A 13852-nucleotide genomic window follows, 5' to 3' on the forward strand; every position below is an offset into this window, starting at 1 on the left:
AAAAGTAATTGAAGCCTTATTAGACAAGGAATCCAGGAAGATATGGGATACAAAAAGACCGAACCCATATTGGTCCAGCCCGAATTTTGTTTGATATTAAGATTGAAAAACCGATTGAATAATACAAGAGCAAAGCTTGATTTGAACAAGGTTTCTTTACAAATTTTACAAATCCAACCTCTTCGTGTATAGAGTGCATGTGGCAACACATCAGGATGCTGGTGAGTAATTCCTATCTACATTTGCATTTTGTAACTAGCTAACCGGACTACTAGATGGTCATTTTCCATCCTGATAAAGTCAGCCAGCTTTCCTTCTCCTTATAATCAGGCATCATTTTTCCAACAAGGCGCCAGAAGGATCGGTCGTGATTCATATGAACCATATGGCACATTTCATGAACGACTACATAGTCAATTACCTCCCCTGGTGCCATTGCCAGTCTCCAATTAAACGTTAACTGCCGATTTGAATCACAGGTGCCCCAGGTAGTTTGGCTATCCGTAATACGAACAGAACGTGGTTTTGTTTTGAAATTCCGCTGATAGGAGGATATGCTCTTCTCCACTAGATCCTTACACTGCTGGTAATAAAATCGTTTTACAGCTTGTTTCATTTTTTCAGTGTCAGATTGCTTTACATAAATATGTAACTTATCTTCTTTAAACAATACGTGGTCTTGCGTTATATTGATATCTTGAAAGATCTCTATTGGATAGGTCTTTCCCAAATATAGAAAACTCTCACCATACTCATAGACCTTTTTCTGTGGTCCTTGCAGCCTATCTCTCATTTCCTTTAATTTTTGCTGAATAGGATCCCACTTATCCTCTAATAACTGAAGTACTCTATCATTAGATGTCCCTTTCGGAGCTCGAACTTCAATATTTCCATAACTATCTATTATAATCCCTATAGATGTACGATTTTTGTATTTGATTTCATATCGTATTGTTTCACCTAAGTAGGTATGTATCATGTCATCACCTGTATCCTTCTTTCATGCATGATTCCCTGCATCGCAACTCTTTTAAAACTATGACTTCTGCTTTTTCGAACACTTAGTGAATGCTATTTCTATTTAGAGACGGTTCCCTCGTGTCATTTTGCTTCAAGAAAGATACATAAGTGCCTTCGAAATAGTCCATTAAATTTCATTCAAAAATGATTGAATAAATGGGATAGCAGCACCAATGGGTACTCCATTTGCCAGTGAACAGCTAATATAAATAAATGGGTCATTGCTAGGAAATGCCGTTTTTTCGTTGACTTTTTCATGGAGTATTTCGATATCATCTTCCGTTAAATAAGGAGATAGATGACCGCCTAGAATAAATTCACCGTTCAGAACAAGATGGATATTGTTGATTGAAATGGCTAAATGATCTAAAAAAGAATTCCACCTCTTCACATAAGAAGGAATTCTGGAACGGACTTGTAGAAAAAAGAAATCTAATGTTTCATCATCATCTAGAAGTGCATTAACAGAGCTAATCGTTTCCATGCATCCTTTTTTCCCGCAGTAGCAAGTAGGACCATCAGGAATAATCGTCATATGTTCGACCGTTCCACTATGCCCTTCTTTCCCCATATAAATTTGACCATTTATGATAATAGCACCCCCAAGGTGCGGACCAATTGATAGATAGACTGCATCGCCAATATCATTTCTTACCCACAACTCTGTTGTTGCCGCACACTTAGCATCATGTAAAAACATACATGGATAAGGGAGATACTTTGAAAATACTTCAATATCTAATCCTGTAGCGATTAATATTTTTCCATATGTGATTTTTTTCCCGTCATTTGACGTTAATCCTTGTACGGCAAAACCAATACCTAGAACCTGCTCATCTATCACATCGAGTGACGAGATGAAAGATTGTACAGCTTGACTTAACTCTTTATAATAACGATCTTCATCGGAATAATCCATCGCTAGTCTCTCTTGCAAAAAAGCATGACCACGCAAATCAATGGCCAGAATCTGTACGGTCCTCTTCTGAATCTCTACCCCAATGCTAATCCGAGCCTGAGGGCAAATGGCATAAGCTGTTGCACGCCTTCCCACAGAAGATTCAAACTGCCCGCTCTTCTCAATCAATTTTTCCTTTTCCAAACGAACGAGATTCTGGGTGACCGTTGGTAAACTCAAATGAAGTTGATTAGCAATTTCTTGTTTCGAAAGCTTCTCATTTTGAAAAATGAGGTGGTAAATCGATGAATAATTGCTTTTTTTTATATCTTTAAACGTGATGCTATTGTCCATGAAAAAAACACCCCATTATATAAACTAATTTTATAAAAACATTTACTTTAACTCTTCAAATATATCACAAGACCGGATACAATCACAGTTTTGTCATAAAGTATCTGCCAATTATAAATTATCTATATATTGACTAGCAGAGAAAATCGTTTTATTATGTAAATGTATTTTATAAAATGTTTTTACAAAATAGATTAATAAAAGGGAATGGGGAAAAATGGGGATTATTGAAAAAATGAGGTTGGACGGAAAGAAGATTTTTGTAACAGGCGGAGCAAGAGGGATTGGTAAAAGTGTGGCAACGGCTTTTGCTGAAGCAGGAGCAGATATAGCGATTGTGGACCTGGATATGGAGGAAGCCACAAAGACAGCTCAAGAACTTGAAAAAAATAATGGGATCAAGTCCATTGCCATCAAGGCAGATGTCACCAACCCAGCAGATGTAGATGCCATGATCGAAACCATCCTAAAAGCATTTGGTCGTTTAGATGTTGCTTTTTGTAATGCTGGAATCTGCATGAATGTGCCAGCAGAGGAAATGACCTATGAACAGTGGAAAAAAGTCATTGATATTAATCTTACCGGTGTATTTTTAACAGCACAAGCAGCGGGAAAAGTCATGTTAAAACAAGGTGGCGGTTCGATTATTAATACGGCTTCGATGTCAGGACATATTGTCAATGTTCCGCAACCACAGAGCTCATACAACGCCTCTAAAGCAGGTGTCATCCAGTTAACCAAATCGCTGGCAGTAGAGTGGGCAACAAGAAATGTACGGGTAAATTGTATCAGTCCAGGATATATCGGCACAGAACTTACCTTAAATTCGCCAAACTTACAGCCATTGATCGAACAGTGGAATGAAATGGCACCGCTTCACCGAATGGGTAGACCAGAAGAACTTCAGTCCATTTGTGTTTATCTTGCAGGAGACACTAGCAGCTTTACGACAGGAGCTGACTTTGTCATCGATGGAGCTTTTACTTGCATTTAATAGATTACTAATTCGGGAGGATGCATCTATGAATTACTTACTAGGTACAGATATCGGAACATCCGGTACGAAAACAATCTTAATGGACACAGAAGGAAACTTAATCGCTCAAGATTTACAAGAATACGATGTGCTAACCCCAAAACCATTATGGGCAGAGCAATGGCCGAATGTATGGCTGGATGCAACGAAAACATCAATTAAAAACACGGTACACAAGTCAGGAATACCTGCGGAAAAAATCCGAGGAATCGCCATTAGCGGGCTTTATGGAGGTTCAGGAATTCCATTGGACGAAAACATGGAACCTGTTAGGCCGTGCATGATTTGGATGGACCGTAGAGCCGAAGCGGAAACAAAGTGGGTCTTAGATCATATTGGTGAAGAAAAACTCCGCGAAGTGACCCATAATGGCGCTGACCCCTATTACGGCTATACGAAAATATTATGGATGAAAAATCACGAACCGGAAAATTGGCAGAAAACCAGGCTCTTTCTCCCGCCGAACGATTATGTCATCTATAAACTGACCGGACAAATTGCCATTGATTATTCCTCTGCTGGAAATATCGGCGGGATTTTTGATATGAATAACCGAACCTGGTCTAAAGAAATGATGGATGCAATGGGAATTCCGTTGTCAATGATGCCAGAGAAAATCGTGGAATCAACGGATTTTGTCGGCGGATTGACAAAAGAAGCAGCGGCAGAGCTGGGCCTTTTGGAAGGAATGCCTGTGATCGCCAGTGGGATTGACAGCGGTGCTGCCAATATCGGCCTAGGCGTTTTTGAATCTGGTATTTATGCAGCTGCCATTGGAACTTCGATGTGCGCAGCCTTAATATCTGATCAACCAGTGAAAGGGAAAGATTTGATTGTTTGGCCGTATTTATTTGATGCGAAAAGACTTTCCTATTATTTTGCCGGAGGAGCTACAGCTGGAGCGATAGTAAAATGGTTCCGTCAGACGATGTGTCAATATGAATTGGAAGTAGAAAAAGCAGGCGGAAAAAATGCCTATGCTGTGTTAAATGAACAGGCCGCAGACATTCCAGTTGGAAGCGAAGGATTGATTGTCCTTCCTTACTTTATGGGAGAAAGAAGTCCTATTTGGGATTCTGATGCAAAAGGGACCATTGTGGGACTTTCATTGGCACATACAAAGGCTCATATTTATCGTGCCTTTCTGGAAGCGGTTGCCTTTTCTCTGCGAGATGCTATTGAAGCAACCGGAGAAAATCTAGGCGAATATATCTTACTTGCCGGTGGTGTAACAAAATCAAAATTGTGGCGACAAATCTTTGCTGATGTCACAGGCTATCCAGTGGTCTGCCCGATTCACGATGTAGAAGCAAATATGGGCGATGTCATGCTTGCTGGAATTGGTACAGGTCTTCTTTCTTATGAAGATGTGAAGAAATGGCAGGTTCTCGATCAGAAAATCATGCCAAATCAAGAGAATCATAGGAAATATAATGACTATTACCAAGTTTATAAATCAATCTATCAAAATTTAAAGTCGAATATGAAAACGTTGACAAGACTTTCTACAACATGATTTGAGCATATGCTTTACCCATTCTAAAATAAGGATATGTGATAACAATGAATAAATGGAAAAAAAGAATTGGATACGGGGCGGGCGACTTCGCCTGCAACCTCGTATTTAGTACAATGGCGTCTTACCTGTTGTTTTTTTATACAGATGTCTTTGGAATCACCGCAACCGTTGCTGGTACCTTAATGTTAGTAACCAAAATCATTGATGCTTTTGCCGATGCCGGTATGGGATTATTGGTTGACCGAACTCGGACTAGATGGGGACAAGGAAGACCCTACTTTATAATCGGAGCCATCCCGTTTGCTGCCTTTACGATCATGACCTTTATCGTTCCGGATTTCAGTATGTCAGGAAAAATTCTCTGGGCGTATATCACATATTGCTTATTGAATATTGCTTATACGGTGGTTAATATCCCATTAAATACGATTGTACCGAGGTTAACTTCCGATAACCACGAGCGAAACTGGTTAGTATCGACTCGTATGATTTGCGCGTTAATTGGAACCGCTTTAGTTATGTCGATTACGACGCCAATGGTGAATTTCTTCGGACAAGGAGATAACCAAAAAGGCTATCTCATTACGATGACCATTTATGGCATTGTCGCCGTGTTGGTATTTGTGTTTACATTTATGAATACGAAAGAGGTGGTTCCACCAACCGTTCAACCAGGGAAATCCTCTTTTAAACAGGATTTTAAAGGATTGACTGGCCCTGCCGTTATTTTCTTTATCTTGAATTTTCTCTATTTTGGTCTTTTTGTCATTAGGAATACAACCGTTATCTACTATTTCACGTATAATTTGGGCCGTACGGATTGGCTGACGTTTGTAGGACTTTTCGGTATTCTCTCTGGTCTGCCAATACTGCTAATATTGCCTTGGCTACAGAAGAAAATGCCAAAGAAACATGTATTGCTTTTAAGTACAGCTATTTATATTGTTGGCGATTTAGTCATTTATTTCGGAAAGTCATCACCTGGCTTGCTGATTGCCGGTTTAGCCATTACCGGGCTTGGAATCTATGGCATCTTCGGCACCACTTTTGCAATTCAGCCTGATGTAATTGATTATTCAGAGTACAAAAATAATCGAAGCATTGCGGGGATGATTGCCGCTTTCCAAGGATTTTTTGTAAAAGTAAGCCTAGGCCTTGGAAGTGCAATTGTAGGCGTTATTTTGAAAATGGGCGGTTATATTCCGAATGTTAAACAAACTGAAACCGCTTTAAATTATATTGAAACAAGCTTTATCTGGATACCACTTATCATCTGTGTATTAATCGCAATCACCGTGATTCCCTACAAACTCGATGATAAACGGGCAGAAATGGACGTAGAACTTGAACGCCGTCGATCACGCTCAGCGCCAATTCAAAATATGGGGTGATCCATAAAATCGAATGTCCTCGACTAATCGGTATAGTGTGAAGGGAAGTGGAGAGCAATGTCTCTCTGCTTCTTCTTACTGTTATCCCCTTTTATAGATTTTACCTTGCATAAAACGTCAAGCATATGAAATCAATTACTAATAAAGTTGTTATAAGGATAAAGCTTTGAAACCGTAGAATTTAAGATAGGTCCTATCACTTCCCGGAGTTTAGTAGGTTTTGTCGATAGAATGTAGATAGCCGAATCCTTGATGATATTGATGACTTTATGGTTTCATTTAAACATACAAAAAGCTCAGTAGTAAAACTGAGCCTTATAATATAATTTGTTTACTTTAATAAAAGTTGTGAGACACACTCCACATGACTCGTCTGCGGAAACATATCCACAGGCTGCATGCTCACCACCTTATAAAGCTTACTCAACTCCTGCAATTCCTTCGCCAATGTCGATGGATTACAAGACACATACACAATCTTCTTCGGCTTTACCTTCATCATCGTGCGTAATAATGCTTGATCACAGCCAGTTTCTTGGTGGATCCACAACGATGACATCTGGTCTAAAGCCTTCTTTTACCCAACGAGGCATGACATTTTCAGCTTTTCCTACTTCATGAGAGATAAGGACAGGTAACCTGTCCCATTAGTTGCCCTCTTCTGAAAATACGCTTTAGCGTGGTATATCTAAGTAAGGTTTTTAAGAGATACTGGATACACCATTTCTATCCTTAAACGACCACCTAAAGCAGATGGTCGTTTAAGAAATTTTTAAGAATAATACCAGTTTTCCATATGAACTATCTTACAAAAAAATTAACCAAATTCGAAGGCAATCAAATGGACACGGTTAATGATGATCCAGTGTCCATTTGTTAGCTAACTTTATTCAAGTTTTCGTATGCTGGTACTGGCTAATATTTATCTTCCCGAGAATGCTTTTTCTAATCTTGCCTCTTTTATTTTTTGGACAAACTGTTCGGCTAATGAGGAAATGGTTTTATAATCACCAGTTTTGGCACTAGCAGTAAGCGTTCCTCCGGCACCTACAGCAACAGCTCCTGCTTTTATCCATTGCCCTACATTATCAAGGCTTACACCTCCTGTTGGCATAAGACTGGATTTAGGTAGAGGACCTTTAATTGCTTTGATAATATTTGGTCCAAAGGCTTCCCCTGGGAACACTTTTAAAATGTCAGCACCAAGTTCCATTGCTTTGACCACACCCTCAACAGTCATTACACCTGGCATACATGGGACTTGATATCGATTGCACAGTTTAAGAGTTTCTTCATTAAGATAAGGACTGACAACATATTCTGCACCTGAAAGCAAAGCAATTCGTGCAGTTTCAGGATCTAATACGGTTCCGGCCCCAATAATAATCTCGTTTTGGTATTCTTTAGCCAACTCTTCGATGACTTGGGTAGCACCTGGAACAGTGTAAGTAATTTCAATCGCCGCTGCTCCTCCTTTTAGACAGGCTTCGGTAATTTTTTTCGCTTCATCCGCATCGTTTGCCCGGACAACTACAACTAATCCTGAGTCAGTAATTTTTTTTATAACTTCCCATTTATTACTCATAGTATACGCCTCTTATTCTTTCCATTTTGGATTATCAATTATTTCAGGCTTACCATCTCTTTCAACAACAAGTTTTCTGTATCCCTTGGTTTCGATGGTACCGTAGTCATGACCGGCATCTGCGCGGAATGTAAAGAACGTCACAAGCGTCTCATTTCCAAGATTGATGCTTCTATGTGCATAGCGTGGTGGAACATAGACGGCTTTTCCTGGGGAGAAATACTGTATATCCCAATCCCCTTCCGGATTTTCCATTAACATGGCTCCATAACCACTTAAGCAATAGTACACTTCACCTGTGTCTAAAATGGTATGGAAGTGACCTTTCGTCATAAAATACTCATCGCCAACTTTTCCAGGGTAGACGATACTTGTTCCGAATAATAGATTACCTGGCGTTTCTGGTAGGTCGAGTTCGTAAAACTCATAAACTAGCGGATCGTCGTTTTGTATTGCTGAATCAAAAGCAACGTCATCTGCATACATACCCTTCATTTTCGAAAGCGGACGCTTAGTTGAATTTTTCGCTTGGGAGTATCCAGTAATAAGATCAAAATCAATAGTAAATGGTTTTAAAACTTTTTCAGTCATTCTTAAGTCACCTCTGTTTGTTTTTATATTAACTCTTTCATTTTTGTAAATTTGCATCTGTCATAAAGTTCAGCATTAATTCATTCAGATCATTCAGAGTGTTGAACCACATATGTGCTTAGTTGGTTATTGGGTTTATCATTCTAATAAAAACAATAGAATTCATTCGAAAATTACTTACCTTGTTTCATTTGAAATTTGTTCAATTCGGTCGAAAACAGATCCGGTTATGTCAATATGGAAGACTTCAGCAACAACCTGCGTCCAGCCGTGGATGAAGTAAATCCAGCCATCTTCTATATAAAGGTCTTTTGTTTCTTTTTGAGCTAGTGCTTGATGCATGAAATCAAGCCCCCCCCGATAATTCAATTCCCAGACTAAGCTCTCTTCAGGAAAGCTACAGCTATCAGTTAATGGTGAACCTGGTCGATCTTTTCCTAACCCGGTTGAATTTATTATCAGGGAATGCGGTTTAAGTTGAGCAAGCAGGTCATCGTTCTGGCCTTGTTCTGGTGTTAAATGGTATTCAGCTTCTACATCAGGATTAATTTCTTGAACAATTCGTGCAATCTCATCAAGACGCGGTTGGCTACGGTTTGCAATTACCACTTTCGATGGGATACTTTTCCTTTTTTTAGGATCTAATAGGTAGGAGCAAATCGCTATGGCACTTCCACCTGCTCCCATAATGAACAATTCTCCACCGTGATCATTCCAATAGTTTTCTGGAATAAAAGCTTCCATTGCTAAACCGCTAGAAATAGGGTCTTTTGCATAGCCTTCAAGCCTACCATTCTTTTTGGAAATAGAAGAAAGTTCACCAAACATGGTTGCATAAGGATCAAGGTAATCAAAGAGATCCTTAGCAGCATGATAAAGGTCAATCTTATGGGTAGTTACAAGGGCCCCTAGCGATAATTCATCATCCTTGATAAACTGCACCACATCCCGATAGACTTGAGGATCCGCATGAATATCGATATCAATCCCTTTTAAGACCGCTTTTTCAAGTCCTAAAGCCTCCGCCCAAAAAGGGAAAAGCTTCATGATGGAGGATTTCGTGGTAGTTACACCGATAAAATACATAGTTGGCTGAGTTGCTTTTTCTGGTAATTTCAATGGGAAATCTCCTCTCTGTTTTCCTGTTTTATGTTGTAAAAATACGTTTACTGAATGCTTTTGCCGGATTTTCGTGGATGAATTTTCGGATTAAGGCTTTTGATACACCACTATCCTCAAGTCTGGGCAAAAAGCTTTTGACCAAATAATCCAAACCGAGTTCACCACCGTAGCTTCTTAATCGCTTGCGGGTGGAATCCAGTCCGAGTAAAATTTGATTTTCATAACCTGCCTCAATCAGCTTAATAATCAGCTCTACCTCTTCGTCATCCGAATGATATTTAAATCGTCCGATGGTATCGAGTTCTAAATAAACCCCCGTGCTCGCAACATGAAGCATATAATCAACGGTATCCATTTTTCGGTCTAAATGGCAGATGATTAATCGGCTTGGAGCAACGCCTAAATCTGTAAACAGCTTAATCTGATCAAGAGCTCCATACCCGAGTTCAGTGTGACTCATGATGGGTGTCCCAGTAGCAACCGCTGCCTGGGAAGCAGCTTTGAAAAGCCGATAATATTGACCTCCCACACCTTCAAAATCCGCGGCCGTCTTAATAATACCTGCCCTTGCCACAATCTTTTCTACAGGCCATGCATCTTCTCCATCTGCATACATCCCGTTTTCCAGTTCATCTATAAATAGTTCAGTGAGTGTATCAACATCTGCCGTTCGAATCCAATGATTTTCAGAGTAAAACATTAATTTATGAAACCCAGTGGAAGCAACGATCTGAATACCTGTTTGTTGCGAAGCAGCCATTAACCACTGACTATGGCGGCCGCTTCCAATGGGTTGGGCATCCACTACGGTCGTACCACCAACCGCTTTAAACAAATTCAGTTCTTGAGTGGTTTTATCAAAATCATCTATTTGCAAAGAAGAATCTATTTCAGAACTTGGACCTTTTTTTAAAAAAAGATGCTCATGACTGTGACAAAAGCCGATTTCTTCCGACGCTATTTGTCCAGTTACAGTGGTAATGACTTGGTGATAAGATTGCTCATTACCACTTTCATCCTCTTGACTCTCAATAATTAAACCCTTAGATGAATTCGATACACTAGTTAAATAATCTAAGCCATTATTCATTTTGCAACTTCCTTTTGAGCAAGCATATTGATGAGATTTTCCGTTGAAACCATTGCCATTCGTTCCACTGCCTCATAGGTAAATGCACCAATATGCGGTGTTAAAATGAAATTTGGAAGTGCCACTAATAAATCCCCTTGTTTTGGTGGTTCAGAAGAGTACACATCCTGTGCAGCAACGGCTATCTCCTGATTAACAAGCGCATGATAAAGCGCTGCTTCATCCACAAGTTCTCCACGAGATGTGTTAATAAGGATGGTAGTTGGCTTCATTAGTTTTAATGTTTCAACATTGATTAGCCCTTTTGTCTCTTCCGTTGCCGGCAAATGAAGGGAAATAATATCGGACATTTTTAATAGTTCTGATAACTCATCGGCTGTTTGGATATTATATTTTTCAAGGAATTCGAAATCATTAAAATAAGGATCATAGATTGTGACTTTCATACCAATTCCAACTGCTCTCTTGGCAACCTCTTTTCCAATTTGTCCACCACCAACTAGACCAAGGTTTTTATTAGTTAACTCGAAGCCAATGCTTCGTTCCCACCCATATGCTTTAACTCCAGTGGCAATACTCGGTAAATGTCTTGCACCTGCGAACATAAGAGCAATCGCATGTTCAGCCACTGAAATCGAATTCGTTCCTACCGCATTTTTTATAAGGATTCCAAGTTCGGCTGCTTTTTTAAGGTCAATATTATCCATACCAACCCCATATTTAGAGATTGCTCGTAAGCTCTTGCATTGTTCTAGAACATTAGCTGGAAGTGGATCTACACCTATGATAATACCGACAACATCATCATTGGCTAGCTCGATGATCTCTTCCTCCGTCATCGTTCTGCCCAAATTATTTTCGATGATCTCATAGCCATGGTCCTGAAGCAGCTTATGAGCCTTTTCTTTGTAGTTTTTAAATGATTTAGGCGTGATTAAGATTTTTTCTTTCATTACATCCTCATCCCCCTATAGTAAGTTCTTGATTTTTCAGTCAATCGTTTCTGGTTTACTAATTGTTATTATGTAGTTATGTCACGACATAACTGATTAAAATTTTATTTGGAATAAGCAAAGCTATTTCTAAATAAACATAAACATTACGATTGAAAAAATATTAGTCTATTTCGATCATGACCTTCATCGCATAGTCTTTCTGCTCATCAATAAGAGCATAAGCTTTGGCATAATCTTCAAATTTCACTCGATGCGTGATTAACGTATCAAAATCAATTAAACCTTCATTGACAAGTTCAATTGCTTTTACATAATCTTCTTCACGATACATAGCACTGCCGAGTAAGGATAGTTCGTGGTCTTGCACATAGCCCATGTTAATATTTGCCATCTCTGCAAATACGCCAACAACGACGATGGTACTTCCTTTTCGGGCAGAATTAATGGCCTGGTTAATGGTAACATTGATTCCTATGCACTCAAATATAACGTCTGCTCGGTCATTACCAAAATTCGCAATGATACCATTCAATATGTCCTCATTTTTAGCATCAATAGTCTTAATGCCGCACTTTTCTGCAACTTCTAAACGATATTTACTTAGTTCTGATATGAGTACTGATTCTGCTCCCATTGCTTTAGCTGTTTGGGCAACGAGATTACCAATTGGCCCCCCGCCAAGCACTAGGATCTTTTTATTCGTTACATCTCCAGCACGTCTTACAGCATGCACGGCAACAGCAAGAGGTTCGATCATTGCTCCATGCTCAAAACTCATTTCAGCAGGTAGTGCTAATGCTTTACTTGCATCGACGACAAAATACTCGCTTGCCATCCCTGTTGTTTGAAAACCCATAACCTTCAGTTCTTCACAGTCATTATATAATCCATGAGTACATTGATAACACTCGCCGCAGACTACTTGTGGCTGGATGGTAACTTTATCTCCTATCTTAACATTCGTAACTTCAGAGCCCACCTCAACAACTTCTGCTGATACTTCATGACCTTGTACTACCGGATAACTAGTATAAGGATGTTTGCCGTGATTCACATGGATATCAGAACCGCAGACTCCGATTCGCTTCACTTTAATTTTAATTTGGTAAGGCTTTACTTTTGAAACTGGTACATCATTAAATTCAATTTTACCGGGCTCAACCATAATTGCTTGAAGCATTTGCACATCCCCCTCATATTTTGAAAAATAAATTCCCATCAAAATGGATAAGTAATTATTGCTTTCTTTAAAATTCGATGATTCGTATACTCTTCAAAAGCATCCAAAATATTTTCAAACGTAAAGTAATTTGAAACAAAGTCCTTCAAGTTAATCTTGCCTTCCCTAATCCAGGATAAAATCTGACCGTACGACTCACCTTCCTCAAGCTTAGAGGGCATTTGTTGGAAATTAAGCTTCCAATTGTAGGGAGCCTTACTCCAATCAAGCTGCATTTGATTGTACTTTGGTACACCATAACAAAGTATTTCTCCTCGATCTTCAATCAATTCCATCGCTTGATTAATAATCTCAGCAGTCCCAACAGCGTCTAATACATACTTGACTCCATTAGGGTATAATGTTCGGATCTCATTCTTAATATCAGTTTCTCTGCAATTAAAAGCAGCATTTGCCCCGTTCTCCAAAAGAATGTTCTGCTTTTCCTCACTTCTAGCAATTCCAATAATCGACTGGAATCCCATTAAACTCATTAATTTGATAAAGGTTACGGCAACAGGTCCGCTGCCGAAAACAACAATACTATCATCTTTATTAATATCAAAATATCTAATCGTGCTATAAACTTCTCTTAAGGTAATTAGAATTGTTGCATCTACCGGGTCAATATCAACAGGTACAACCTGCTGTGCATAAGCAGCCTCAGGAATATCATCCTCTTGATAAGCTGATTTATCATTTATAACACCATACTCACTAAACGCTCCCCATGCCGAACCTAAAGAGCCGTATTGTTCTTCATCCTCATCGTTAAAAGGAAGCAAAACAATATCTCCGACTTTAAAGCTTGTTACCTCAGAGCCTATCTCAACTACTCGGCCTACACCTTCATGTCCAAGCATTAAGGGATATTTCTCTCTAGGAAAGCCTTTAAATTCAGATTTGATAATAGTAGCATCCGTACCACAAATTCCACAGCTGATGGTTTTTACCAAAGCTTGTTTCGAATTGTATTTGGGAACGGGTACTTCTATAACCACTAATTGGCCATCAGAATTTACTACTAATGTTTTCATAAATTTCTTCGCCCTTTCATTACTTATTGAATTC

General features: G+C 39.2%; 12 protein-coding genes and 1 pseudogene. 3 read left to right on the forward strand and 10 right to left on the reverse strand.

What is annotated here, in order from left to right; translation table 11 throughout:
- Window positions 1–271: 271 nt before the first annotated feature.
- Both HNP81_RS08480 and HNP81_RS08485 read right to left on the reverse strand, forming a co-directional pair.
- Complete coding sequence (locus HNP81_RS08480; RefSeq protein ID WP_182502303.1) at window positions 272–979, reverse strand: M48 family metallopeptidase; 708 nt, start codon at window positions 977–979, stop codon at window positions 272–274.
- 168 nt (window positions 980–1147) lie between these two features.
- Complete coding sequence (locus HNP81_RS08485; RefSeq protein ID WP_182502304.1) at window positions 1148–2272, reverse strand: ROK family transcriptional regulator; 1125 nt, start codon at window positions 2270–2272, stop codon at window positions 1148–1150.
- Window positions 2273–2489: 217 nt separating this feature from the next.
- Between HNP81_RS08485 and HNP81_RS08490 the strand changes: the two genes are divergently transcribed.
- From HNP81_RS08490 to HNP81_RS08500, 3 genes are read left to right on the forward strand one after another with little or no spacing between them, the layout of a single operon-like run.
- Window positions 2490–3266, forward strand: a complete 777-nt coding sequence (locus tag HNP81_RS08490) for an SDR family oxidoreductase (RefSeq protein ID WP_182502305.1) — start codon at window positions 2490–2492, stop codon at window positions 3264–3266.
- 28 nt (window positions 3267–3294) lie between these two features.
- Window positions 3295–4824: an FGGY-family carbohydrate kinase gene (locus tag HNP81_RS08495; RefSeq protein ID WP_182502306.1), complete on the forward strand. Its 1530-nt coding sequence runs from the start codon at window positions 3295–3297 to the stop codon at window positions 4822–4824.
- A gap of 47 nt (window positions 4825–4871) precedes the next feature.
- Window positions 4872–6218, forward strand: coding sequence for an MFS transporter (locus HNP81_RS08500; RefSeq protein ID WP_182502307.1), 1347 nt, complete (start codon window positions 4872–4874; stop codon window positions 6216–6218).
- A 331-nt stretch (window positions 6219–6549) separates the two neighbouring features.
- On the opposite strand, the pseudogene HNP81_RS08505 reads toward HNP81_RS08500, so the two are convergent.
- The 8 genes and pseudogenes from HNP81_RS08505 to HNP81_RS08540 all read right to left on the reverse strand — a co-directional run.
- Window positions 6550–6844 (reverse strand): annotated as a pseudogene (locus HNP81_RS08505) (23S rRNA (uracil(1939)-C(5))-methyltransferase RlmD); the annotation flags it as partial.
- 296 nt (window positions 6845–7140) lie between these two features.
- Window positions 7141–7803: a bifunctional 2-keto-4-hydroxyglutarate aldolase/2-keto-3-deoxy-6-phosphogluconate aldolase gene (locus HNP81_RS08510; RefSeq protein WP_182502308.1), complete on the reverse strand. Its 663-nt coding sequence runs from the start codon at window positions 7801–7803 to the stop codon at window positions 7141–7143.
- 12 nt (window positions 7804–7815) lie between these two features.
- On the reverse strand, window positions 7816–8394 hold the full coding sequence (locus HNP81_RS08515; protein ID WP_028389948.1) for a glucose-6-phosphate isomerase: 579 nt from the start codon (window positions 8392–8394) through the stop codon (window positions 7816–7818).
- A 177-nt stretch (window positions 8395–8571) separates the two neighbouring features.
- Entirely contained in the window at window positions 8572–9513 is a 942-nt protein-coding gene (locus HNP81_RS08520) for a shikimate dehydrogenase family protein (protein WP_182502309.1), read from the reverse strand.
- Window positions 9514–9541: 28 nt separating this feature from the next.
- Window positions 9542–10606 (reverse strand): phosphotriesterase family protein, encoded by a 1065-nt coding sequence (locus tag HNP81_RS08525; RefSeq protein ID WP_182502310.1) that lies wholly within the window; start codon window positions 10604–10606, stop codon window positions 9542–9544.
- A complete protein-coding gene (locus HNP81_RS08530) occupies window positions 10603–11559 on the reverse strand; it encodes a phosphoglycerate dehydrogenase (RefSeq protein WP_182502311.1) in 957 nt (318 codons plus the stop codon). The genes HNP81_RS08525 and HNP81_RS08530 overlap by 4 nt, the downstream gene beginning before the upstream one ends.
- A gap of 163 nt (window positions 11560–11722) precedes the next feature.
- Window positions 11723–12742 carry a zinc-dependent alcohol dehydrogenase gene (locus HNP81_RS08535; RefSeq protein ID WP_182502312.1) on the reverse strand — a complete coding sequence of 340 codons (1020 nt, stop codon included), beginning with the start codon at window positions 12740–12742 and terminating at the stop codon, window positions 11723–11725.
- Between the two features lie 38 nt (window positions 12743–12780).
- On the reverse strand, window positions 12781–13818 hold the full coding sequence (locus HNP81_RS08540; protein WP_182502313.1) for a zinc-dependent alcohol dehydrogenase: 1038 nt from the start codon (window positions 13816–13818) through the stop codon (window positions 12781–12783).
- Window positions 13819–13852: the final 34 nt, after the last annotated feature.

It is taken from the genome of Peribacillus huizhouensis (assembly GCF_014138605.1).
In the GTDB taxonomy this organism is placed as follows: domain Bacteria; phylum Bacillota; class Bacilli; order Bacillales; family DSM-1321; genus Peribacillus; species Peribacillus huizhouensis.